The sequence below is a fragment of the Egicoccus sp. AB-alg2 genome (genome assembly GCF_041821065.1).
Classification (GTDB): domain Bacteria; phylum Actinomycetota; class Nitriliruptoria; order Nitriliruptorales; family Nitriliruptoraceae; genus Egicoccus.
Map to the genome: position 1 here is coordinate 63,883 of NZ_JBGUAX010000001.1, position 22,337 is coordinate 86,219.

At 68.9% G+C, this 22,337-nt stretch carries 22 protein-coding genes; 14 read left to right on the forward strand and 8 right to left on the reverse strand.

Annotation, left to right across the window (positions count from 1 at the left end):
* Positions 1-77 precede the first annotated feature (77 nt).
* From ACERM0_RS00305 to ACERM0_RS00315, 3 genes are read right to left on the reverse strand one after another with little or no spacing between them, the layout of a single operon-like run.
* The gene (locus tag ACERM0_RS00305) at positions 78-818 is read right to left on the reverse strand and encodes an ABC transporter permease (RefSeq protein WP_373676942.1); all 741 of its coding nucleotides are present in this window, start codon (positions 816-818) and stop codon (positions 78-80) included.
* Complete coding sequence (locus tag ACERM0_RS00310) at positions 818-1,504, reverse strand: ABC transporter permease (protein ID WP_373676487.1); 687 nt, start codon at positions 1,502-1,504, stop codon at positions 818-820. Before ACERM0_RS00310 ends, ACERM0_RS00305 begins: the two co-directional genes overlap by 1 nt.
* Positions 1,501-2,646, reverse strand: coding sequence for a betaine/proline/choline family ABC transporter ATP-binding protein (locus ACERM0_RS00315; RefSeq protein ID WP_373676488.1), 1,146 nt, complete (start codon positions 2,644-2,646; stop codon positions 1,501-1,503). Before ACERM0_RS00315 ends, ACERM0_RS00310 begins: the two co-directional genes overlap by 4 nt.
* A gap of 142 nt (positions 2,647-2,788) precedes the next feature.
* On the opposite strand from ACERM0_RS00315, the gene ACERM0_RS00320 reads away from it, so the two are divergent.
* The 3 genes from ACERM0_RS00320 to ACERM0_RS00330 all read left to right on the forward strand — a co-directional run bounded on the left by ACERM0_RS00320 (position 2,789) and on the right by ACERM0_RS00330 (position 4,902).
* The gene (locus ACERM0_RS00320) at positions 2,789-3,289 is read left to right on the forward strand and encodes a hypothetical protein (RefSeq protein ID WP_373676489.1); all 501 of its coding nucleotides are present in this window, start codon (positions 2,789-2,791) and stop codon (positions 3,287-3,289) included.
* A 96-nt stretch (positions 3,290-3,385) separates the two neighbouring features.
* Positions 3,386-4,030, forward strand: a complete 645-nt coding sequence (locus ACERM0_RS00325; protein ID WP_373676490.1) for a hypothetical protein — start codon at positions 3,386-3,388, stop codon at positions 4,028-4,030.
* The gene (locus tag ACERM0_RS00330) at positions 4,027-4,902 is read left to right on the forward strand and encodes a hypothetical protein (RefSeq protein ID WP_373676491.1); all 876 of its coding nucleotides are present in this window, start codon (positions 4,027-4,029) and stop codon (positions 4,900-4,902) included. The genes ACERM0_RS00325 and ACERM0_RS00330 overlap by 4 nt, the downstream gene beginning before the upstream one ends.
* 64 nt (positions 4,903-4,966) lie before the next feature.
* On the opposite strand, the gene ACERM0_RS00335 is transcribed toward ACERM0_RS00330, so the two are convergent.
* Complete coding sequence (locus tag ACERM0_RS00335; protein WP_373676492.1) at positions 4,967-6,547, reverse strand: hypothetical protein; 1,581 nt, start codon at positions 6,545-6,547, stop codon at positions 4,967-4,969.
* Between the two features lie 240 nt (positions 6,548-6,787).
* Here ACERM0_RS00335 and ACERM0_RS00340 point away from each other — a divergent pair, with 240 nt between their 5' ends.
* The 10 genes from ACERM0_RS00340 to ACERM0_RS00385 all read left to right on the forward strand — a co-directional run bounded on the left by ACERM0_RS00340 (position 6,788) and on the right by ACERM0_RS00385 (position 15,898).
* On the forward strand, positions 6,788-6,994 hold the full coding sequence (locus tag ACERM0_RS00340; protein ID WP_373676493.1) for a Flp family type IVb pilin: 207 nt from the start codon (positions 6,788-6,790) through the stop codon (positions 6,992-6,994).
* 78 nt (positions 6,995-7,072) lie between these two features.
* Positions 7,073-7,225 carry a Flp family type IVb pilin gene (locus ACERM0_RS00345; RefSeq protein ID WP_373676494.1) on the forward strand — a complete coding sequence of 51 codons (153 nt, stop codon included), beginning with the start codon at positions 7,073-7,075 and terminating at the stop codon, positions 7,223-7,225.
* Positions 7,222-7,608 carry a TadE/TadG family type IV pilus assembly protein gene (locus ACERM0_RS00350; RefSeq protein ID WP_373676495.1) on the forward strand — a complete coding sequence of 129 codons (387 nt, stop codon included), beginning with the start codon at positions 7,222-7,224 and terminating at the stop codon, positions 7,606-7,608. The genes ACERM0_RS00345 and ACERM0_RS00350 overlap by 4 nt, the downstream gene beginning before the upstream one ends.
* 17 nt (positions 7,609-7,625) lie before the next feature.
* The gene (locus ACERM0_RS00355; protein ID WP_373676496.1) at positions 7,626-8,573 is read left to right on the forward strand and encodes a pilus assembly protein TadG-related protein; all 948 of its coding nucleotides are present in this window, start codon (positions 7,626-7,628) and stop codon (positions 8,571-8,573) included.
* A 10-nt stretch (positions 8,574-8,583) separates the two neighbouring features.
* Positions 8,584-9,396, forward strand: a complete 813-nt coding sequence (locus ACERM0_RS00360) for a Flp pilus assembly protein CpaB (RefSeq protein ID WP_373676497.1) — start codon at positions 8,584-8,586, stop codon at positions 9,394-9,396.
* The gene (locus ACERM0_RS00365) at positions 9,389-10,585 is read left to right on the forward strand and encodes a CpaE family protein (protein WP_373676498.1); all 1,197 of its coding nucleotides are present in this window, start codon (positions 9,389-9,391) and stop codon (positions 10,583-10,585) included. Before ACERM0_RS00360 ends, ACERM0_RS00365 begins: the two co-directional genes overlap by 8 nt.
* Positions 10,582-12,024, forward strand: a complete 1,443-nt coding sequence (locus ACERM0_RS00370; protein ID WP_373676499.1) for a CpaF family protein — start codon at positions 10,582-10,584, stop codon at positions 12,022-12,024. The genes ACERM0_RS00365 and ACERM0_RS00370 overlap by 4 nt, the downstream gene beginning before the upstream one ends.
* Positions 12,021-13,919 (forward strand): type II secretion system F family protein, encoded by a 1,899-nt coding sequence (locus tag ACERM0_RS00375; protein ID WP_373676500.1) that lies wholly within the window; start codon positions 12,021-12,023, stop codon positions 13,917-13,919. The genes ACERM0_RS00370 and ACERM0_RS00375 overlap by 4 nt, the downstream gene beginning before the upstream one ends.
* A 9-nt stretch (positions 13,920-13,928) precedes the next feature.
* On the forward strand, positions 13,929-14,852 hold the full coding sequence (locus tag ACERM0_RS00380; RefSeq protein ID WP_373676501.1) for a type II secretion system F family protein: 924 nt from the start codon (positions 13,929-13,931) through the stop codon (positions 14,850-14,852).
* Between the two features lie 17 nt (positions 14,853-14,869).
* The gene (locus ACERM0_RS00385; protein WP_373676502.1) at positions 14,870-15,898 is read left to right on the forward strand and encodes a DnaB-like helicase C-terminal domain-containing protein; all 1,029 of its coding nucleotides are present in this window, start codon (positions 14,870-14,872) and stop codon (positions 15,896-15,898) included.
* 23 nt (positions 15,899-15,921) lie between these two features.
* On the opposite strand, the gene ACERM0_RS00390 is transcribed toward ACERM0_RS00385, so the two are convergent.
* Both ACERM0_RS00390 and ACERM0_RS00395 read right to left on the reverse strand, forming a co-directional pair.
* Entirely contained in the window at positions 15,922-16,596 is a 675-nt protein-coding gene (locus ACERM0_RS00390) for a response regulator (RefSeq protein ID WP_373676503.1), read from the reverse strand.
* A gap of 254 nt (positions 16,597-16,850) precedes the next feature.
* Positions 16,851-18,443, reverse strand: coding sequence for a sensor histidine kinase (locus ACERM0_RS00395; RefSeq protein ID WP_373676505.1), 1,593 nt, complete (start codon positions 18,441-18,443; stop codon positions 16,851-16,853).
* Between the two features lie 685 nt (positions 18,444-19,128).
* Between ACERM0_RS00395 and ACERM0_RS00400 the strand changes: the two genes are divergently transcribed.
* A complete protein-coding gene (locus ACERM0_RS00400; protein ID WP_373676506.1) occupies positions 19,129-19,860 on the forward strand; it encodes a hypothetical protein in 732 nt (243 codons plus the stop codon).
* Between the two features lie 69 nt (positions 19,861-19,929).
* Here the strand turns inward: ACERM0_RS00400 and ACERM0_RS00405 are convergent, their stop codons facing one another.
* Together ACERM0_RS00405 and ACERM0_RS00410 are read right to left on the reverse strand one after the other, a co-directional pair.
* Positions 19,930-21,348 (reverse strand): hypothetical protein, encoded by a 1,419-nt coding sequence (locus tag ACERM0_RS00405; RefSeq protein WP_373676507.1) that lies wholly within the window; start codon positions 21,346-21,348, stop codon positions 19,930-19,932.
* Between the two features lie 127 nt (positions 21,349-21,475).
* Positions 21,476-22,330, reverse strand: a complete 855-nt coding sequence (locus ACERM0_RS00410) for a ketose-bisphosphate aldolase (protein ID WP_373676508.1) — start codon at positions 22,328-22,330, stop codon at positions 21,476-21,478.
* Between the last annotated feature and the right edge of the window lie 7 nt (positions 22,331-22,337).

Sequence of the window (22,337 nt, forward strand, 5' to 3'; positions counted from 1 at the left end):
GGTCGTTCCTCTCGGTCAGGTCGGTTCGGGAGCGTAGGCGGGGGTCGCGGACCGGAGCGGTCCGCGGCACGAGGTGGTCAGCCGGCGGCGCCGGCACGGTTGGCGACGTCGGCGAGGGCGGTGTCGTCGCGGACGCCGCTGGGGACCAGCAGCCGTTCCAGACGCGTGAAGGCGACGTCGGCGAGCAGGGTCAGGGCGGCCAGCAGCAGCGCGCCCGCGAGCACGATGTGGCGGGCGCCGGCGCCGCGCGCGAACCCGTCGACGACGTAGCGGCCGAGCCCGCCGCCGTTGGTGACGATCGCGCCGATCGCGGTGGTGGCGATGACCTGCAGGAACGCGATGCGCACGCCGGCGAGCATCACCGGGCTGGCCAGCGGCAGCTCGATCTGGCGCAGCACCTGCCCTTCGGTGTAGCCCATGCCGCGGGCCGCCTCGACGGTGGCGGCGTCGACGCCGCGCACGGCCGTGTAGGTGTTGGTGAACACCGGCGGCATCGCCAGCGCGGTCAGCGCCAGCACGAGCGGCCAGAACTGGGTGCCGACCCAGCCGGTGCGGGTTGCCAGGAGCCAGAACAGCACGATCAGGCCGAACGAGGGGATGGCGCGGCCGAGGTTGACCACGGCGGAGGCGGCCGCCTCGGCCCGGCGGTGATGGGCGAGGAAGAGCGCCGGCGGGATCGCCAGCCCGACCGCCAGCAGGATCGCGACCAGCGACACCCACAGGTGCTGCATGGTGCGGAACGGCACGCCGGCCGGGTCGGTGAGGCTCCACCGGACGGGCTCGGCCAGCCAGGCGGCCGTGTCGCCGAACAGCTCGATCATGCCGGCAGCCTCCGCCGCGCCCACGGGGTCAGCGCCCGCTCGACGCCCAGCAGCAGCACGTCGATGACGATGGCCAGCACGACCGACAGCAGCGTGCCGACCACGATCATGCTGGGGAACGGTGGCAGGGTCCGGAACCCGCGCAGGATGAAGGCGCCCAGCCCGCCGCGGCCGAGCAGCGCGGTCACCGTCACCAGCCCGATCACGGTCACCGACGCGATCCGCAGCCCGGCGACGATGACCGGCAGCGCCAGCGGCAGCTCGATCTCCAGGAACCGGCGCCCGCGCCGGTAGCCCATCCCGTCGGCGGCCTCGAGTACCTCGGCGGGCACGCCCTCGATGCCGGCGACGATGTTCCGCACCAGGATCAGGATCGTGTAGGTGATCAGCGCGATGATGGCGACCTGGTCGCCGATGCCGGTGAACGGCACCAGCAGCGCGAACAGCGCCAGCGACGGGATCGTGTACAGCACCCCGCCGAACGCCAGGATCGGCGCGAGCGTGCGTCGGTAGCCCAGGGCGACCAGCGCCAGGCCGAGCGAGATCAGCAGTCCGAAGCCGACGGCCACGACCGTGAAGTACAGGTGCTGGAGGGTCTGCGCCCAGATCCAGTCGGCGTTGCGCACGACCCAGTCCCACTCCAGCAGCGGGCGGGTGGCCTGGGCGACCACGGCCGTGCTCACGTCGCGAGCCGCCGGGCGACGTCCTCGATGAACAACATGCCGAGGTAGTGCGGCCCGTCGGTGACGACGGCGACCTGGTTGCGGGTGGTCACGATCGCATCCAGCGCGCCACGCAGCGACGTGTCGCCCTTGATGACGACCCGGAACTCGCGGGTGTCGTGGTCGCCGACGCGGCGGGTGGGGTCGAGGTCGTCGACCCACAGCCAGCCGCGCAGTTCGTCGCCGTCGAGCACCCCGATCCAGTCGACGCCTTCCTCGGTGGCGACGCGGCGGGCGTCGTCGGCGGAGGCGGTCGCATCCACGACCGGGCCGCGGACGAGGTCGCCGTCGGACGCGGACAGCAGCGACAGCTGCTTGAGGGCGAGTTCGGCGCCGAGGAAGGAGCGCACGAAGTCGTTGGCGGGGGAACGCAGCAGCTCGGTGGGGGTGGCGTACTGCTCCAGCACCCCGCCGACGTTGAGGATGGCGATGCGGTCGCCGAGCTTGATGGCCTCGTCGATGTCGTGGGTGACGAACACGATGGTCTTGCCGAGCTCGCGCTGCAGCTCCAGCAGCTGGTCCTGCAGGCGGGTGCGCACGAGCGGGTCGACGGCGCCGTAGGGCTCGTCCATGAGCAGCACGGGCGGGTCGGCGGCCAGGGCCCGGGCGACCCCGACACGCTGACGTTGCCCGCCGGAGAGCTCGGAGGGATACCTCGACGCCAGTGCCGGGTCGAGGTCCATGCGCTGGAGCAGCTCGGTGGTGCGGGCCTGGATGCGGTCCTTGTCCCAGCCGAGCAGGCGCGGGACGGTGGCGACGTTCTGGCCGATGGTCTTGTGCGGGAACAGCCCGATCTGCTGGATGACGTAGCCGATGTCGCGGCGCAGCTCGTGCGGGGCCCGCTGGGTGGTGTCGGTGCCGTCGAGGAGGACCGTGCCGCTGGTGGGCTCGATGATCCGGTTGATCATCTTGAGCGTGGTGGTCTTGCCGCAGCCCGAGGGGCCGACGAGCACCACGACCTCGCCGCGCGGGACGGTGAGGCTGAGCCCGTCCACGGCCGGCGTGTCGCTTCCGGGGAAGCGCTTGGTGAGCTGCCGCAGCTCGATCATCGACTCCCCGCCGGCGGGCGAGGCGGGAGCCGGCGCCGGGGCGGTCTGTTGCACGCGGGTCTCCTGTCCGGCGGGCTCGCGGCGGGCACGAAGCCTAGGCGAGCCCGGCAGGGCCCGGTGGGAGCCGGACCGTGGCGTGTTCGGAGCTACGGTCCTCCCGGCCGGGTGACCGGACCATGGACGAAAGGCGGTCGAGGTGTCACTGTCCGATCTGGACGAGGTCTTCGACGGAGCGCTGGTGTGGGGGATGGAGCTGGATCCCCGCTACCGGGTGCTGGCCGTGACGCTGGAGCCCACGGCCGAGCGCTACCCGTGGGGGGACGCCGACGATCGTCGGGTGCAGCTGCTGGTGCATCCAGTGTCGACCGTCCTGGCCTCGTTCCGCTCGGTCGAGGACGGGCGGCGGCTGCTGCACACGTTCACGGACGCGCAGTTGGTCGACGTGGCCGGCGCGTTCGGCGGGGCGGCGGTGGCGGCGCCGCTGTTCGGGCGGCCCGAGCCGCGGCCGGGGGAGTGGTCGCCGCAGTTCAGCATGGAGGGCCGCTCCAGCGCCGCCGACGGCACCCGCCACACCCTGACGGTCCAGCTCCGCGCCGACGACCTCGAGCTCGACCTGTTCGCCCGCTTCGACGAGGTCGAGGTGAAGGGTCCGGACGGCACGAACCTGGACCTCGACGCCCGGCGCGCGTCGGACTGATCCGCGCGCCGGGTGATCCGACCTGTCGAACGTGGGTCGGCGGACGCGATGCTCTGGCACGATTGGTCCTCCAGGGGCGAGGGGCAAGGTCGTGTCGTGTCGGTGACGGAACGGTTGGAGTCCGCCAGCCGCTTCTGGATCGCCTGGTGGGCACTGGGGATCGTGGCGCTCGTCGGCCTGGTCGTCGTGCCGCTGATCCTCGACGTGTCCGGGGGCGTCAGCGTGCCTCGATTCAACCGCTGGCTCGTCGAGGTCTGGCTGGTGACCGGGCTGGTCGCACTCGTGGTCCGACGGCTGCGCCCCTTCGATCTCTGGAACCGAACGCAGAAGGTCGTGTTCACCGGGCTGGCGGTGGGTGTCCTCGTTGCCCAGCTGTCGCCGATCAGCCTGCCGATCTACCCGTTCAGCGACTGGGCCATGTACACCGAGCCTGCCGCCGAAGTGCCGTATCCGGCGTTCGTCATGCTCGCGGACGGCGCAGAGGTCGGCCATCTGCCGATCGCCGACCTCGTTCCGAACGTGCTCGGCCGCGAGATCATGGACCGGTTCGGCGAGCTGAGTGTTCGCGCGGAGGAGGGGGACACGGGGGCCGAGCAAGCCATCACGAAACTGTTGCACCGACTCCTCGACGCGCACGGAGATCCTGACGTGGACGCCGTCGAGGCGCGCTCGTGTCTTGTCGCGGGAACAGGGATCGCTCGGCACACGGACTGCCGGACGGTCCTGGTGGTGCAGCGATGATCGAGAGCACCGTGGCCGCCCAGCGGCTCGCCGTGGTCCGCATCGTCGTGTTCGGCGTCTGGTTCATCCGACTCGCGACCACACCGGTCGCCAGCTACGCACTGTTGCCATCGGAGGCGGTGCAGCCGGTCGGCATCATGCAGCTGCTGCCTGTGGCGACGCTGCTGAGCTCGCCGGTGGCGCTGGAGTTGCTGAGGGGCGCCGGGCTGGTCTTCACGGCCGCATGCGTTCTGGGCCTTCGGCCGTGGCGTCTCCTCGGCGTGACGGCGTTCCTGCTCGTGCTCTGGCACGACGGAGCGATGAAGGCGACGCAGGCCTACGTGAACCACGGTCAGGCGCTGGCAATGTTCGCGACCCTGATGCTCGCTGTCTCACCGGCGGCTGACGCATTCAGTGTCATGACGAACCGGGTCTCCGCGGCTCGCTCGAAGGCGTATGCCGGCGGCCTCCTGGCGTGCGCCCTGTTCGCCACGACGAGTTACACCTTCGTGGGCCTGCGCCGCATCATCTACGGCGGCTGGAGTGTCTTCACGGACGGCACGATCGAGCGCTGGGTCGAGGCACGTTCGCTGGAGTACGCCGCCTATGACTTCCGCCTGGGTGCGGAGTTGCTCCAGGTGCGTGGCGCAGGTGCGGTGCTGGTTCTCGGCATGCTCCTGGCCACCGTCGCCGAGGCGGGAGCCGTCCTCATCCTGCTGTGGCGACGTCTGCAAATCCCGTGGCTGGTGGCGATCGTCGGCTTCCACGTGTCGACGCTGCTGCTGATGAACATCTTCTTCTGGGAGAACGTGGCGATCCTGGTTGCGCTCTTCGCCACGCCCGAGTTCCTCGAACGTCGCCTTCGCGAGCCAGATGCCGCTCTGACGGTTTGATCAGTCGTTCGGCTCGTCCTCGTGGTGTCGGACGTCGAATGCCCGACACCACGAGGATCCGTCGTCAGTCGCTGCGGGTGGCCGGCGGCAGGACGCAGGCGCCGCCGAACGGGCTGGCCGCCGCACGGGTGGCCAGATCGGCGTTCACGGTCAGCCACGACTGCAGCACCGGTGCGGTGACCGCCGGGGCTGCGCCACGTTCGGCAGGCATGTCGACCTCGAGGATCTCCATGCCGCGGGTCGGGTCCTGGGTGTAGACGAGGTTGGTCTTGCGTCCCGTCTGGTGGCCGTCGGCGTCGTACTCGGGCACCCACTTCGCGCCCCAGGTCTCCTGCACGCCGGTGATCCAGAAGCCGACCTGGCGGATCTCGGTCGGGTCGTTGACGTCGAGGATGCGCAGGCCCTGCTGGTACCAGCCCTGCGCGACGTAGCCGTCCTGGTGGTAGTCGAAGTAGTGGGCCGAGCAGAACGCGCCGGCGGGCGTCTTGACGCCGGTGTCGAGCAGTTCCGTGTTCCACTGGTCGAGTGGCGTGATCGTGCCGCCGTCCTGGACGCCGTCGGGGTTGATGGTCGGGTCGAGGTCGGGGACGTGCCAGGTCTGGAACGAGCCCTCCGACGCGCAGGTGGTGTCGATGTAGTCCTCTTCGGTGACCAGCAGCACGTTGCCGCGGTCGACGTGCGGGCTGCCGCTGTCAGTCACGCGATGGCCCTTCGCGTTTCCCTTCGGGTTGGCCTTGCCGGGACGGTGCCGCGGGCCGGTGAAGTCGTCGGCATTCGGACGCAGGCTGTTGTGGGAGATGAAGTTGTTCCAGGCCGGGTCGCGGCCGTGGACGTCCGACGAGTTGAGGACGACCGGTGCGGTGGGGTCGGTGACGTCGTAGCCGACGATGCCGCCGGTGCCGACCCACCACGTCACCTCGTCGGCGTCCACGTCCCAGTCGTGGCCGATGCCGGTGGAGAAGGCCGCGTTGCCCTCCATCGGCTGGCCGGTGACCTGGTCGAGGACAACCGGGTCGTCGAGGTCGGTGAGGTCCACGACGTCGAAGGCGGCGCCGCGGCCGGACGAGTAGGCGTGGGTGCACTCGCGGTTGGCGCAGCCGACGGTGTGGGTGTCCGTGCCGACGTTCACACGTGAGCGGATGTAGGGCGAGGCCGGGTCGGTAACGTCGACAACCACAATCTCGTCGTAGGTGCCGACGTCGGTCGGGTCCTCGGTCGGTGTGACCCCGATGCTGTCGAAGCCGACGAGCACGAACTTGGTGCCGTCGGCGCGCTCGCCGAGCTTGACGTTCTCGTTCTGGAACAGCGCCATCGGCACCGCACCGAGCAGCCGCGGCAGCCGCGGGTCGCTGATGTCGTAGGTGCGGATGCCCGTCAGCGTGGATGCGTACATCAGCGGTGCGTCGCTGGCGAACGCGACCGAGATCACCGACGGCTCCGGCAACAGGCCGACCGGCGTGACGTTCGGACTCGGCAGCAGCGTGTCGGCCGTCGCCTCGACGATCGAGACCGTGAAGCCGACGACGCCACCGACGGTGCCGGTCACGTCGTCCAGCGTCGACCCCAGGCCGGTGGCCCCGAGCGGTGAGGTCGCCAGCACCAGCGGCGCGACGGCCAGAGCGGCGTAGCCGCGGATCCTTGTCATGTCCCCTCCCAGGTGAGTGAGTTCCTGAGGAGGACAACGATCTCGCCGCGGCGAGGACACGCGACCGGCAGCCGGGATTGTCGGCAAGGCTGGGGCCGCCCGATCCAGTCGGACCCGCGTATCGGACCGTTCATCAATCTTGGCGATTGAGCCAATCCTGCGGGCAACGGATAGTTCCCGACAGCAGGACGACGTCAGCAGTGAGGCGGGCGTCGGAAGCTACACAGGAGATGGACAAGCATGACGCAGGACCTCTTCATCAAGCTGGCCGTCGCCCGCAACAACTTCGTCGCGCGCACGCGCGACGGGGTTGAGGGTGCCACGGCCGTGGAATACGGCCTCATGGTCGCGCTCATCGCGGTTGCCATCATCGGGGCCGTGCGACTGATCGGCACCAACCTCGACACGATGTTCGATGGCGTGGCCAACGACATCGCCGGCACCTGAGATTGCTCGAATCTAGGCGGGGCGGCTGACAAGGTGTCGCCGCCCTGCCTGTATAGGCACGATGCAAGCGAGGTCACGATGCTGGAGAAACGCGAAGAGGGAGCGACTGCCGTCGAGTACTCCCTGATGGCGGGCCTCATCGCTCTCGCCATCATCGCCGCGGTCCGCTCCTTAGGAACGGCCGTGCTGGGCATCTTCGTAGATCTTTCGTCGCGGATGGGCTGGGGATGACATCGCGGGGAAGAAAGCACCGCAACGAGGGGGCCGCGGCCGTAGAGTTCGCGCTCGTACTGCTGCCCCTGCTGGCAATTGTGGCCGGCATCATCGACTTCGGGTTGATGCTCAACGCCCAACTCAGCCTGACGCACGCCGCGCGTGAGGGCGTCAGGGTTCTCGCCATCGGCGACGGAGACGGGGCAGCCGCAGCGACGACAGCCTTCCAGCCATCGCCGGGCGCGACTGGATTCGCTGCCACGCCGACAGGGTGCCCGAACGCCGCTGGCCGAGCCGTGATGCAGACATCGGCAACCTACGAGTACTACTTCCTGCGGGTGTTCCTGCCCGAGGACGGACGACCCCTCCAAAGTCGGGCGGTAATGCGATGCAACGGCTGAATCGAGACGATGGCGCAGTGACGGTCATCGTCGCCCTCCTGATCGTCACGCTCCTCGGCGTTGCCGCAATCGCCATTGACGTCGGAAATCTGTTCTGGGAACGCCGCGCCCTTCAGAATGGCGCCGATGCCGCTGCACTTGCGGCCGCTCAGGATTTCGCGTCCGGTAATGGTGCAGCAGCAGCAGAGGTGGCTGCGCGTGACTTCGCCGACAGCAACAACAGTCGTGGCGCTTGGGTCGAGTCCTTCACACAACCGACTTCCAACAGCGTCCGGGTGGTGACGCGCTCCGGCAACATCGATGGCGAAGTGCCACTCAACTCGATCCTCGCGCAGTTTCTTGGCAGGGAGACATACTTCGCTCGTGCCACTGCCACTGCGGCCTGGGGCGGCATGGGTGGTGGGTCCACGGTCCCGCTCGCCTTCTCCTGGTGTGAGTGGGATCGGTTCACCAACGGGCTCGGGATTGATGCATTGCCGACCGCCAACCTAACGGTATTCCACCACACATCCTCCGCGTCGGATGAAAACGACTGCGATGGGCCCGCCGGTCAGGACTATCCCGGTGGCTTTGGCTGGTTGGACACCAATGGTTCCGGAACATGCACCGCCGATGTGATTCTGGGGCAGGTTGGAGGCGACACGGGCAACTCGCCTCCTGTGCCGGCAAGTTCGACGGGATGCACGAGCGCCTTCTTCGCGGGCTTGATCGGTCAGACAGTTCTCATGCCCGTATTCGGGGACGTTACGGGCACTGGTAGCAACGCCACGTACGACGTGTTGGGGTTCGCTGCCCTGGAGGTCACAGGCTTCAGGTTCGGCGGCTCGCTCACCGGTGGTGTGGTGCCCTGCGGCAACCCGAATCGCTGCATCAGTGGGCGATTCGTCGCCTACTACGACCTCGGCCAGGAACCCGTGGAGGGTGCGCCGGACTACGGCGCTTACGTCATTGGTCTGACCGGTTAGGAGTATCACCATGGTTCGCAAGGTCTTGGGTGTAGTAGGGGCCGTGCTGCTCGCGTTGATCGGCACTGGGCTTCTGGTGGCATACGTGCGGGGGGCCGAGGACCGAGCACTCGCCGGGGAGGAGGTCGTCGAAGTTCTGGTCGTCCGCGAGGACGTGCCGAGGGGCACCGAGGCCGAGGCACTCGGCGACTACGTCGCGGTGGAGCGTGTCCCGAAGAAGGTTCGCGCTATCGGTGGCATCGACGACCTCGATGCCCTCAACGGGCAGGTCGCGGCCGTGGACCTCGTGGCCGGCGAGCAGCTGGTGCGGCCGCGCTTCGTCACGCCGGCGCAACTCGAGGAGGAATCGCAGATCGAGGTGCCCGAGGGGCTGCAGGAAGTGACGCTGTCCCTCGAACCGCACCGAGCCATGGGCGGGAAGGTGAAGCCCGGGGACACCGTCGGGATCTTCGCCTCCTTCGACCTGAACGACAAACGTGAAGACGAGCAGATCGCGGAGGCGGAGAACGAGGACTACCGCCAGCGTCTCAGCGAGACCTCCAAGATGATCCTGCACAAGCTGCTGGTCACGAGCGTGCAATGGGAGCAGGTCCCGCAGACGCCCGACAACACCGGTGACGAGGCTTCCTCGGGGGCGTCGGGTGGGCGGATCGAGCTCGCTCCCACCGGCAACCTTCTCGTGACCTTCGCCGTCAGCGTCGAGCAGGCCGAGCGAATGATCTTCACCGCCGAGCACGGCACCGTCTGGCTGTCGGCCGAACCGGAGACCGCCGACGAGGACGGCAGCGTCCTGCGGACGCCGGGGAACATCTACAATGACTGACCTGCGCATCCTCCTCGCCACCCCCCACGCCGGCTATGAGCAGCGCGTCCGGCAGGCCTTCGGTGGACTTCTAAACGGCGACCTGCGCCGCTGGGACGCGGCGCTCGGGGCCGTCAGTCCCGACGGGCTGCTCCGGCAACTCAGCGACGCGCAGCCTGATGTCGTCGCCATCGGTCCGGGGCTCGACCTTGACACCGCACTGGCGATGGCGGCTCAGCTTGAGCAGGACCGCCCGGAGATCAGTGTCCTGCTCATCAGCGAGACCGAGCCGGCACTGTGGGAGCGGGCAATGCGGGCCGGCATCCGCGACGTCCTCGACCCCAGCGCCGTCGACGCCGATGTACGCGCCGCGTTCGATCGCGCCTTGCACGTCGCCGAGGGACGCCGCCGCAACCTCGTCGGCGTGCCGGACGCCGCGCCTTCGGGCCGAATCATCACCGTGTTGTCCCCGAAGGGCGGTTCGGGCAAGACGACCCTTGCCAGCAACCTGGCGGTCGGGCTGGCACTGGCCGAGCCCAACAAGGTGGCGATCGTCGACCTCGACCTGCAGTTCGGTGACGTCAGCAGCGCGCTGCGCATGAATCCGGAAACCAGCATCGTCGACGCCGTGCGCGCCCCTGGGCACCAGGACGCGATGACCCTGAAGACGTTCCTGACGGCCCACCCGTCAGGCCTCTGGGCTCTGTGTGGTCCCGACGCCCCGGCCGAGGGCGAACTGGTGACCGCAGAGCAGGCCAAGGCCGTCGTCCAGACGCTGGCCGGCGAGTTCCGCTACGTCGTGGTCGACACCTGCGCAGGTCTGACGGAGCACACCCTCTCGGTTCTGGAGGTCTCGACCGACCTGATCCTGATGTGCGCGATGGATGTGCTGAGCGTCCGCAGCCTCCGCAAGGAGGTGGACGCGCTGGAGCAACTCGGGATGACGCACCAGCGCCGCCACTTCGTCATCAACCGCGCCGATTCCAAGGTCGGCCTGGACATCAAGGACGTCGAGGCCACCGTCGGCCAGCCGGTGGACGTGGCCGTGTCGAGTTCGCGGGTCGTGCCGCTGTCGATGAACCAGGGCAGCCCCGTGGTCGAGTCCGAGCCGCGCTCGCAGGTGGCCAAGCAGTTCACCAGCCTGGTCCACAAGTTCGCCGAACAGCCGCAGCAGAGCGGCTTCTCCCTTCTGCGCAGGAGCGGACGATGAAGCTCAGCCAGCGACTCAACGGCGCCGGCGCGCCGGACTCGCCCGCCGGCGCCGGCGCGGCTGCCGTGTCCGCGCCGACGGTTCCGCCCCCGCCGTCACTCCCGAAGCCCGAGGTGACGCCGAAGGTCGACCCGCTCCTGCAGATCAAGCAACGAGCGCAGCAGGCCCTGTTCGCTCGCCTGGGCTCACGGCTCTACGACTCCTCGCTCAGCGACGAGCAGCTGCAGGCGTTCGTCCGTCAGGAACTCGGCGAGATCATCGACGGCGAGCGGATCCCGCTGACCGCCGAGGAGCGGCAGCGACTGACGGCCGACGTCAGCAACGACGTCCTGGGCTACGGCCCGATCCAGCCGTTCCTCGACGACGAGACTGTCACCGAGGTGATGGTCAACGGCGCTGAGAACATCTACGTCGAGCGCACCGGTCACGTGCAACGCACAGAGGCCCGGTTCGTGACCGAGGACCACCTGCGCCGCATCATCGAACGGATCGTTTCCCAGGTCGGACGCCGCATCGACGAATCGTCGCCGATGGTGGACGCTCGACTTCCCGACGGGTCGCGCGTCAACGCGATCGTGCCGCCGCTGGCCGTCGACGGGCCGTCGCTCACGATCCGCAAGTTCGCCAAGGACCCCTACGGCATCGATGACCTGATCAGCTTCGGGACAATGACCGGCCCGCTGGCACAGCTGCTGGACGCCGTCGTGCGAGGTCGCCTCAACGTGCTGGTCTCCGGCGGTACCGGTACCGGCAAGACGACGCTACTGAACGTGCTGTCCTCGTTCATCCCGGAGGAGGAGCGGATCGTCACCATCGAGGACGCGGTCGAACTGCAACTGCACCAGGAGCACGTCGTCCGTCTCGAATCGCGCCCGCCCAATATCGAGGGCAAGGGCCAGATCACCATCCGTGACCTGGTCCGCAACTCCCTGCGCATGCGGCCGGATCGGATCATCGTCGGTGAGACGCGTGGTGGTGAGGCACTGGACATGCTCCAGGCCATGAACACCGGCCACGATGGCTCGCTGTCCACCGTTCACGCCAACTCGCCGCGTGACGCGATCTCCCGACTGGAGACGATGGTGCTGATGGCCGGCGTCGACCTGCCGGTGCGGGCCATCCGGGAACAGGTCGCGTCGGCCATCGACCTGATCGTGCAGATCAGCCGGCTTCGTGACGGCAGCCGCCGCATCACCCACGTCACCGAGGTGCACGGCATGGAGGGCCAGGTCGTCACTCTCCAGGACGTGTTCGTGTTCGACTACGGCGCCGGCATCGACGAGGACGGACGCTTCCGCGGCACCCAGCGGCCGACCGGGATCCGTCCACGCTTCACAGAGACGCTGGAGCAGTTCGGGATACCGATCCCGGCGCTGGTGTTCGGGGCGCCGATCGACGCCGACGGCCCGTTCAGCACCCATGGCGTGGTGGGACGATGAGACGCCCGCTCGGCTTCCTCGGCGCGCTGCTCGCGTTGATGTCACTGCCCGCATCGTTGGCTGGGGCACAGGAGTCGGCCACCATCCGGATCGGGGACGTCGGCCTCGACGCCTTCCCAGATGTGCGGGTAGAGGTCGCCGTCCCCGTTTCCGCTGGGGCGGAGGGGCTCGAGGACGCCTTCACCGTCCGGGAAGAAGGTGAAGCTCGCGAGGTCCTCGGCGTCCGTCAGGCCTCGAGCTCTGACCTGCAGGTCGCCCTGGTCATCGACACCAGCGGCAGCATGGGCATCGACGCGATGAACGAGGCCAAGGAGGCCGCGACCTCGTTCCTCGACCAGTTGCCGGAAGCCGCGAAGGTCGCCGTGCTGAGCTACGCCTCCGAGGTGACGCTGCACACCGACTTTGAGGCGACGCACGACGAGCACGACGCGGCCATCGACGCGCTCGTCGCCAACGGCAACACCGCCATGTACGACGGCGTCCTTGCGGCCATCGACGCGTTCCCAGAGCCCGTTGCGGAGACCAAGCAGGCGGTAGTGCTGCTCACCGACGGTGCCGACACGGTCAGTGAAGCGGGACTGGACGCCGTCACGGCGGCGCTCGAGGCGGGTGGCGTCACGCTGCGTGGCATCGCCTACAAGACCGAGGATGCCGACGACACGTCGATCGCCGCCATGGCGGAAGCGTCGCAAGGCAGCTGGGCAGAGGCCGACGACCAGGAAGCGTTGAACTCCATCTACGACGCGCTCGCCGCCGAGCTGACCAACCGCTACCTCGTGGACTACCGCTCGGACAGCGCCGGCGACACGGAGATCGCGGTCGAGTTGGCGTTGGGCGGCCAGAGAGCCGTCGACCGTCGGACGATCGAGCTGCCAGCCCTGCCCGCTCCGGTCGAAGAGGAGTCAGAGGTCGCGGTCGCTGAGCCCGCTGTGCCGTCCGTCGTGATACCAGACATCGACGCCCGACCGCTGCTGTACAGCGGTGCAGTGCTCTGGTTCGTCGCGCTCGCCGTCATCCTGGCCACCGTGCTGGCGCCGCGGGAGCGTCGTGCGCAACTGTGGGGGGCCGCTCGCCGAGCGCGCGGCGGCAGCGGTCGGGAGTTCGCGAACCGCGCCGCGATGCTGGCCGAGCGCAGCCTCGAACGACGCGGATATCAGTCCGGACTGAACGCAGCACTCGAGCGGGCTGGCATAGATCTCCGCCCCGGCGAGTTCATCGTCCTGACATTCAGCGTCATGGTGACCGCCGGAGCGGTCGGTTGGCACCTTGACGGCCTGCCGGTCGGTGCGCTCATGGCCCTCGCTGCGGCCGTTGGTGCGCGTCTCGTGGTTTCGGCGAAGACATCGCGACGTCAGGCGAAATTCGCCGATCAACTCGGGGACACCCTCCAGTTGCTGTCGGGCAGTCTGCGAGCCGGCTACAGCTTCCTCCAAGCAGTCGATGCGGTCGCCCGGGAGGCCGACTCCCCTTCCTCACAGGAGTTTTCACGACTGGTGGTGGAAAACCGTCTCGGACGCGATTTCACCGATGCACTGCACGCAATGGCCGGACGTATGCAGTCCGAGGACTTCGAGTGGGTCGTACAGGCCATCGAGATTCATCGTGAGGTCGGTGGCGATTTGGCCGAAGTACTCGACACGGTGGCTGGAACGATTCGGGAGCGCAACCAAATCCGTCGCCAGGTCAAGGCGCTCAGCGCCGAGGGCCGGTTGTCAGCGTGGGTGCTAGCGCTTCTTCCTGTAGCCGTGGGATTCATGATCTACCTCACGAACCGCCCTTATATCGCCGAGTTGACGAACGGTGGGCTGCTCGGTTGGGGGCTCCTGGGCACAGCGGCAGTCCTAATGACTGCCGGCATCTTCTGGTTGCGAAGCGTCGTTAAGCTTGAGTTCTAGGAGCAGGTCATGCCACTCACGGTCTACCTCTCGGCAGCGGCGATCGCACTGTCCGTGCCGCTGCTCTGGTGGTCGGTAGCCGGCGCGCGCGCGAACAAGTTGGTCGACCGCAGCGTGCTGATGGGTGGCTCCACCGATCTGCGCGCCGCCGTGCTGCAACAGTCCGCGCAGGTGCGTGCGCAGCCCCTGATGGGCGGCCTTGCCCGGTTCGCACGCCGACTCACACCCGTCGGTTGGTTCGAATCCCTCGAACACCGCTTGATGCTGGCAGGACGACCTGTCGAATGGACGATCGAGCGTGTGCTCGTTGCGAAAATCGTCCTCGGAGCGGTGGGCCTTCTGCTGGGCTTCTGGCTCTTCGCTGGCAACAGGACTCTATTGTGGCTGCTGTTGTGGGGCGGGTTGGTAGCGCTAGGCTATTTCACGCCGGACCTGTTGCTCCACAGCCGTGGGATGGAACGCCGAGACGCCATCGCGCGAGCGCTTCCCGACACGCTGGATCAGATGACGATCGCCGTAGAGGCTGGACTCGGCTTCGAGGCAGCAATGGCGCGTGCCGGCCGGACAGGTCAAGGGCCGTTGGCCGAGGAATTGGTGCGCACACTGCAGGAGGTGCAGATCGGCGTGCCGCGGGCCAAAGCGCTGCGCAACCTCGCCGACCGCACCGAGCAAGCAGACCTGCGCCACTTCGTGCTGGCGGTCGTCCAGGCCGAGTCGTACGGCATCCCGGTGGCCGACGTACTGCGCACGCAGGCGGCCGAGCAGCGGGTCAAGCGCCGCCAGCGCGCCGAAGAACGGGCGATGAAGATTCCGGTGAAGATCATCTTTCCGCTGATCCTCTGCATCCTGCCGACGCTGTTCATCGTGATCCTCGGCCCAGCGGCCATCCAGATGAGTCGGACACTGTTCGGCGAGGGCGGCGCCTTCTCCTAGCACCGCAGGGGGACATGATGACCCTTTTGCCCGAGCCAGTCGTCGGAACGCTGACCGACGGGCTGGTGCGCTCCGTCCGCGAGGCGGCGCACGATGCGCTGTCCGTCGCGCCCGGCCCCGGCCAGCGGCACGCCACGCCGACCCGCACGGGTTTCGACGTCCTCGACCGCGTCCTCGGTGGTGGGCTGCGCCCGACGGATCTCGCGCTGTTGGGTGGCTCGCCGGGTGTGGGCAAGACGGTCGCCGCCCTGCAGATGGCCCGCCGGGCCGCGCTCGACGGACGCACGTGCGTGTACGTCTCGTTCGAGCACGACCAGGCCACGATGCTCGGCAGACTGCTCGCGCTGGAAGTGGCGGAGATCGCCGACGCCGACCACGCCGTCGACAGCGACCGGCTGGCACGCGTGCTGATCGACGCCACCGCAGGCTTCCGGTCGCTCAGGGACGTCATCACGTCGGAACCGATCGCCGCGAAGGCGTTCTCACGCCTCGACCTCTACAGCGATCGTCTGCTCCTCGTGCGGGGCAGCGGCAGCGAGACGGACGTCACGGCGATCGAAGCCATCCTCGACCGCCACGCCGACGCCGGTGACCTCCTCGTCGTCGACTACCTGCAGCGGGTCGCGACGCCGTCGCCCGTGGCCGACGAGCACGAACACGTCACGCTCGTGACACAGGCACTGAAGGACCTCGCCATGCGCCGCCGGATGGCCGTGATGGCGCTGGTCGCGGCCGACTGGGACGGGTTGCGCTCGGGACGCCTGCGATTGCACCACCTGCGTGGCTCGTCCGCGCTCGCGTACGAGTGCGATGTCGCGGTCCTGCTCAACGACAAGCACCACGCCGTGGCCAAGGCCCACCTGGCGTACGACCCGCTGCGGGCCGAGACGTTCCACCACTACGTGGTGTTCAGCGTGGAGAAGAACCGCGGCGGGCCGGCCATGGTGGACCTGGAGTTCCGCAAGGACTTCTTGCACTACCGCTTCGACACAGCAGGGGAGTACCTGCGGGAGAGGCTTGTCGACGACCGTCTGGCGGGGGAGTGACCGCCCGGAGGATCGACGGGGGATCAGCCGGACGTCTCGTCCCAACCCGCCTTGCGGGCCAGCGCGACCGCAGAGAGCTGCGAGTTCACGCCCAGCTTCGCCAGCACCGACCGGATCTGGGTGCGGACGGTCGCCATGGACACCACCGCCTCCTTGGCGATCTGGTCGGCCGTCGCGCCGTCCATGAGGGACCGGAGCACGTAGGCCTCCTTCGGCGTCAGCCGCTCGAAGACCGCCAGCCGTTCGTTCTCCCGCGCACGATGTTCGGTGAAGTCGTCGATCAGCGCTTCGCGTTGCCCCGGGGTCAGCAGCGTCCCGTCCGCCAGGACCGTTTTCACCGCGTCGACCAATTCGTCGAACGGCTGCGACTTCCCGACGACCCCGACCGCGCCGGCCTCGACGCAGGCGCCCAGGCGCGGCCGGTCGGTGACCCCGGTGAGCATGACCACACGCGCACCCAGCTCCGACAGCCGAGGAATCAGGGACAGGCTGGTGCCGAGCTCGCCACCGATGTCGAGGTCGAGCAGGACGACGTCCGTCTCGTCCTCCGTCACGGCGCCGACGATGGCCTCCTCGGTCAGTTCGTCGCAGATGACGACCCGCATGTCGTTGGCCTGCAAGGCGAACCGCAGGCTCTGCGCGAGCAGTCCATGATCGTCGACGACGACGACCCGCGGCCGTGCCCCGGTCGGCTCCATGTCACCCCCAGCTTCCCGACGATCGTCCCGGACCGCCGGTGGTTGCGACTCTATGGTGAGGGCGGAGGGTTCGCATGAACACTTCGCCGGTCGAGGCGCAGATCCTGGTGCGCGTCAGCCCACGGGTACTGGGCGATGCGCTGTGCGTCGCCCTGCGCGAGCAGGCCCTGGACGCGATGGTGTGCCCCGTGCCCGAGCGCCGGCGTGCCCCCCGCGACACGCGCCACTTCGACGTCGCCGTCGTCAACGAAGCGCTACCGCGCGAGTTGGTCGCGCGCAGTGTCGTGGTGCTCGGTGAGGACGGCCGCCCGGTCCGCGTCCTGCGTCGCGGAGACGAGGAAGAGGTGCGCGGCAGCGGCGACCTCAGCGACCTGCTCGAGCTCGTCATCGACCTGGCCTCCGACACCGTCCACGGGGCGAGCTGACGACGCGGTGCGCTCGACGAACCCGGGAAGCACGACCGCGAAGCAAGCGCCGGTCGCCGGCTGGTCATCCTCCAGTCGGAGCTCGCCGCCCTGCTCCGACATCAGTTGAGCGGAGACGTACAGGCCCAGACCGCTTCCTTCGTGTGCCGCACCGGCCCGACCACGCACGCCCCGCTCGAAAATTCGCTCGCGGTCCTCGGTGTCGATGCCCGGCCCCTGGTCGCTCACGCGGATGACCACGCGGTCGTCATCGAGTGTCGCAGCGACCGTCACCTTCCCGTCGCCATAGCGGTGTGCGTTCCGCAGCAGGTTCTGCACGACCTCGGCGGTGTCGGTGGGGTTGCCAACGGCGACGAGGTCGTCGGGGACGTCGACGGAGATCCATGCACCGAGCGAGCGCTGGCAGGTGACGACGGCCGCGATGGCCTCGGCGACGCGAAAGCGGCCGGTCGTGTTGGTGCGGACCGGCCGGCCGACGAGCTCCTGCAAGCGGGCGATCTCAGCACTGACCGCGGTGGAAAGCGCATCACGGTCATCGGGCTGGAGCTGGTCGGAGTACGCCTGCAACGCTCGCGTGGCCCCCTCGATGGCAGCCAGCGCGTTGCGGGCCTCGTGCGCCCTCTCGACCTCCTTCGCGAGGTCAGCCTCGAAGCGAGCCTCGGCGGTGCGCTTCTTCGTCTCCGCTTCCAGCAGGCGGCCGCTCTGGTCGAAGTAGGCCTGCGCGAGCGCCGCGGTCGCACCGGTCACGGCAGCGAGCAGGCCCGCGACCTCGAGGAAGCGGCTACCAACGTCGGCGAGGAAGCGTGAGGAGGCAGGCACCACGGCTACCAGGTGGCCGTAGGCAAAGAGCAGGAGCAGAAGACCGATCCAGCCGAGGAAGGCCCGTCCCTCGCGCCTGCCCCGCCGGACGTAGGCGACGCCGACCGCGGTCCAGGCACAGGCAAGCACGCCGTCGACGAAGCCGCCCTCCATCGGGACAGGCCGCTCGAGGAACGCCATCACCGTCATGCCGAGGCCAGCTGTGGCGAGCACGGACATGGCGGCCGCGACCACCAACTGCTGGGGCCGGATCCGCGCGTCGACGACCGGCGCGGCCACGCCCCGGTATGCCAGTGAGAGGGCGGTGAGCAGAGCGCCCCATCGGAGCCAGCGGATCGCGTCGCCGGCCAGCAGGTCCGTCGACAGCAGCAAGGCGTCGGCGACGGCGGTGATCGCCCACAGCGTCATCGCCGGCATGAGCCAGGCCGCCGCGGCGTCGCCAACAAGGCGCCAGCGCAGGTGGCAGAGCACGGCGACCAGCAGCGCGAACGCGCACGCCGCGACCTCGAGTTGCCCCTCCAGCGTGCCCGGCCGGATGGCGCCCGGAAGCGAGACGGTCATCGCCGTCAGGACCAGCACGCATGCCAGGACAGCGCTGGCCACGAGGGCGCAGGTGAGGGCCACACCGGGCGGGTGCCCGCCGATCAGTCCTCGACGGTCCGCCCCGTGGTAGCCCTCACGCCGGTCCGTGGACCACGACGTGCCACGCTGCCCCTGCATCCGCCCCATTCGCGTCGCCCCGTGCAGTGCTTGCGACCGGTTCCCCTGAGCCAGCCGCGAGTCGGCACGTTAGCGTTCAGGATCGACTATTGAGGGCGGTTTGAGCAGCTTCACCAACTCTTCACGACGGCCGTTCGGCCGTCACCTGGCCAGCTTGGACGACAGCCACGTCGCGAGTTCCATGGCGATGAGCGCGGCGGCGCCGAAGGTGGCGAGGATGGCGAAGAACGCGAGAACCGTGGCGATCGACTGCTGCATGGTGGGGGCCTCCTGAGTACGTACGGGGGCCTCACGGCCGCGCCGTTGCTCGGGCATCTACTTCGTAACACGACTTCGGAGCGGGCAGGTAGGACCGTCGGCCAGTACTCACGGAATCCGGTCGACTCCGCCTGCCCCTTCGACCGTCCTGTGACGTCCCACGAAGCGTCGGCCACACAGCCCCTGGGCTTGAGGCCGAGTACGGCCACTCGTCAGATCGTTGCCGTTTTAGGGCCGACGAACCGGAGATTCCTCATACTTCGGACCCGCACTGGCGGGCGGGGCCGCCGGCCGCCAAAGGGAGTGTCACGTGGGGCTCGACGCCGACGGGATCGTGCAGCGCATCCGTGAACTGGCCCGTGAGCAGGCGGCGCGCCTGCCATTGTCGGTCGGTGCCACCGATGGACAGCTCGAGCAGGCCATCGAGCAGGTATCCGCCGCGATACACGACGACCGCAGGCTGCGGCGCTTCTTTCGGCAAGGTGAGGCCGCGTCCGGCATTGCCCGGTCCTTGGTGACCTGGGAAATCCTCGTCGCGGCCGTCGGGGAGCGCTGCGCGGAGGCGCGGCTGAACGTCCTGCGCGGACTGCCACCGCCACGGTCGCCGTTGGCCGAGCAAGTGACCGAGGCGCAGACCGAACTCGGCCCACGTCGGATACCGGGCAGCGTCGTGGAGTCGTCGCGCCGGGTGAAGCGGCGCGCCGAGCGGCTGCCGCCTCCCACGGTGGCGGACAAGCGTGTGCTGCGTGGCCTCCGCGAGGCCGTTTCCGTCCAACCGACGGAACCCGACGACCCCGTCCATGCCGAGGGCTATGACCACGCCGTCTGGCTGGAGGACTGGCTCGGGTTCGCCGTCGGCGACGAGGCGCTGGCAGACCTGGAAGGACGGATCGCCGCACATCCCGAGGTCCTCGCCGCCGAGCACGAGGACCGTGAGTGCCTGTTCGTCGCCGCTCCGGACCTGCATCCCGAGGACGTTCGCCGCCTCGTGATCGACCTCCTCGCCCCGACGTTCGACGGCGACTGGGAAGCGCGGGTCTGACCGCGACGGTCGGGCCGGGACAAGCACGTGCACCCGCCGGCGCGCCGGCGGGTGCACGAGACGGGCTGGTCAGTCCTTGGGGACGTAGAGCCGCAGGTTGGTGATCGAGGCCGAGCCCTCGTAGTAGTTGGTGTGTGGATTGCCGATGATGAAGTAGTCGGGGTACGCGGAGTCGGACGGCCACAGGCTGCCCATGTCGTAACTGCCGTACGGCCCGTCGATCACGTGCTGGCGGTCGAACTCGCCGTCGTACTCGTCGGGCGTCTGGTTGTAGTGCCAGATCGGGTGGCCGTCCTGGACGAACTCGCGCTCGAACCGCAGCGTGTCCGGACCGTGCAGGAACGTGCCGCTGACTTCCTGGACGTAGCTCGTGCCGGTCCGCTCGATCGCGAAGCGGTACGTCTCGCCCGGCAGCAGGTCGGGGCGCAGTTCGCCGACGGAGACGATGTTCACGCCCGGGTCACCGCCGTGGAAGAAGCCACAGTCGGTCTCCATCATGAACTCGTTGTAGACGAAGCCGGTGTTGCGCTGGTTGTCGTCGGTCAGGAACAGCATGTTGATGGGGATGCTGCTCAGGCTGCGCGGATCGTGGTGGCTGTAGGTCTCACCCGTCCTCGGGTCGCACACGTCGTAGTTGGCGCCCCAGCTGTGCGTGACCTGGTACTGGTCCATCACGACCTTGCGCCGGTTGTGGATGAACACGTTGTTCCGCGGTGCCGGATCCGGGTAGTCGACGATGCCGAGGAAGTAGAAGCCGTTCTCCCCGCGGACGTCGGCGAAGTCGCAGTACGCCGGCGAGGTCGGCTGTCCGACCGTGGCCGTCCACGGATGCTGGGTCTTGCAGCCCTCGGCGCCATAGCCGTTGATCAACCCGTCGTAGTCCCACGCGCCGTCACGGGGTCCGCCGAAGTCGAGCGCGACCAGCTCGTACTCGATCCGGTAGCGGTCCGGCAGCGGCTCGGTGGGACGGACGATCGCGCCGTCGGTGTTGTTCGGCAGGTCGAAGTGACCGACCTTGCCGACGCCGGGGACGACCGCATCGCGGAACGTGGGGACCTGCGCCAGCTCACCGGTCTTGCCCTGGTCCCGGGTCGCGAGCTCGGCGGTGAGCCAGCCGTCACGGCCGAACTCGAAGCTCGCGCGATAGGTGTCGAAGGAGTCCAGGGCTTCGGCGAAGACGTCACCACCCTTGACGTGGAAGGCCTCGCCGTCGTCGTCGAACGGCCCGTACTGGTCGGACAGGTCGTCACGCTCCCACGTGAGGTCTCGTCCGACCGGCGCGCCGAACCGCTCGACATACTTCAGGCGCCACTGCGACGGATCGTGTGGTGCCGCGCGCCGCGAGGTCTCGTCCGACGACGCCACCTCGCTGCCCGACGGCGCCGCCTCCTCGGCTGCCCCGGCGGCGACGCCCGGAAGGCTCACCGCCAGGGTGAGGGCGGCGAAACCGATGCCGCGCCCCCAGGTTCGTGCTGCTCGTCTCGACATGCTGCTCCCTTCATTCGGACGGCAGCGAGGTCTCTCCCCGCCCCCGACGACGCCACCGATCCGACCTGCGGCCGAGGCGGCGACGTCCAGATGCGTGTCCGACACTCCCACTGGTGGACACGACGGTTCAGGTCATCGCGACTCGCTCGGCCGCCTGCAGGACCTCGAGGAGCCGTGCGACCTCGCTGGCCATGACCTGCCGGGCCGGCCCGACGTACTTGCGGGTGTCGACCAGGTCCGGCTGCGCGGCGAGGGTGTCACGCACGGATGCGGTGAACACCTTGTTGAGGTGCGTGGCGATGTTGATCTTGGTCATGCCCGCTTCGACCGCGCGCGTGAGCTCCTCGTCGGGCACGCCGCTGGAGCCGTGCAGCACCAACGGGACACCTGCGGCCTTTCGAAGGGCCGCGATCAGGTCCAGGTCCAGCTCGGCCGTGCGTGTGGTCATCGCGTGCGAGGTGCCGACCGCCACGGCCAGCCCGTCGACGCCGGTCATCTCGACGAAGCGGCGAGCCTCGTCCGGGTCCGTGCGGACGCCGGGAGCGTGGACGCCGTCCTTGCCGCCGACCTCGCCCAGCTCGGCCTCGACCCACACCTCACGGCCAGCCGCGCCGGCGACGACCTCGCGGGTGGTCGCGAGGTTCTGCTCCCAGGGCAGCTTCGAGCCGTCGTACATGACCGAGCCGAAACCCAGCGCGATGGCTTCGTCGACCAGATCCGGCTCAGTGGCGTGGTCGAGGTGGACGGCCACCGGCACGCGTGCCGTCTCCGCGACGGCCAGCGCTGCTCGAGCCAGGGGAGCGAGCCGCCCGTGCCAGCGCACCGCGTTCTCGCTGATCTGCAGGATCACGCCGGCCCGGGCTTCCTCGGCGCCCGTGACGTGTGCCTCGGCGTGCTCGAGATGCACCACGTTGAAGGCGCCGACGCCATAGCGGCCTTCGTGCGCAGCCTGGACGAGCGAGGCGGTCGGGACCAGCGGCATGGAGTTC

Excerpts from the sequence above, each read along its gene's own strand:
- ACERM0_RS00340 (WP_373676493.1), top strand. The coding sequence starts at position 6,788 with ATGACGCAGGACCTCTTCATCAAGCTGGCCGTCGCCCGCAACAACTTC.
- ACERM0_RS00330 (WP_373676491.1), top strand. The coding sequence starts at position 4,027 with ATGATCGAGAGCACCGTGGCCGCCCAGCGGCTCGCCGTGGTCCGCATC.
- ACERM0_RS00360 (WP_373676497.1), top strand. The coding sequence starts at position 8,584 with ATGGTTCGCAAGGTCTTGGGTGTAGTAGGGGCCGTGCTGCTCGCGTTG.
- ACERM0_RS00365 (WP_373676498.1), top strand. The coding sequence starts at position 9,389 with ATGACTGACCTGCGCATCCTCCTCGCCACCCCCCACGCCGGCTATGAG.
- ACERM0_RS00370 (WP_373676499.1), top strand. The coding sequence starts at position 10,582 with ATGAAGCTCAGCCAGCGACTCAACGGCGCCGGCGCGCCGGACTCGCCC.
- ACERM0_RS00335 (WP_373676492.1), bottom strand. The coding sequence starts at position 6,547 with ATGACAAGGATCCGCGGCTACGCCGCTCTGGCCGTCGCGCCGCTGGTG.
- ACERM0_RS00410 (WP_373676508.1), bottom strand. The coding sequence starts at position 22,330 with ATGCCGCTGGTCCCGACCGCCTCGCTCGTCCAGGCTGCGCACGAAGGC.
- ACERM0_RS00385 (WP_373676502.1), top strand. The coding sequence starts at position 14,870 with ATGACCCTTTTGCCCGAGCCAGTCGTCGGAACGCTGACCGACGGGCTG.
- ACERM0_RS00345 (WP_373676494.1), top strand. The coding sequence starts at position 7,073 with ATGCTGGAGAAACGCGAAGAGGGAGCGACTGCCGTCGAGTACTCCCTG.
- ACERM0_RS00350 (WP_373676495.1), top strand. The coding sequence starts at position 7,222 with ATGACATCGCGGGGAAGAAAGCACCGCAACGAGGGGGCCGCGGCCGTA.
- ACERM0_RS00380 (WP_373676501.1), top strand. The coding sequence starts at position 13,929 with ATGCCACTCACGGTCTACCTCTCGGCAGCGGCGATCGCACTGTCCGTG.
- ACERM0_RS00405 (WP_373676507.1), bottom strand. The coding sequence starts at position 21,348 with ATGTCGAGACGAGCAGCACGAACCTGGGGGCGCGGCATCGGTTTCGCC.
- ACERM0_RS00375 (WP_373676500.1), top strand. The coding sequence starts at position 12,021 with ATGAGACGCCCGCTCGGCTTCCTCGGCGCGCTGCTCGCGTTGATGTCA.
- ACERM0_RS00390 (WP_373676503.1), bottom strand. The coding sequence starts at position 16,596 with ATGGAGCCGACCGGGGCACGGCCGCGGGTCGTCGTCGTCGACGATCAT.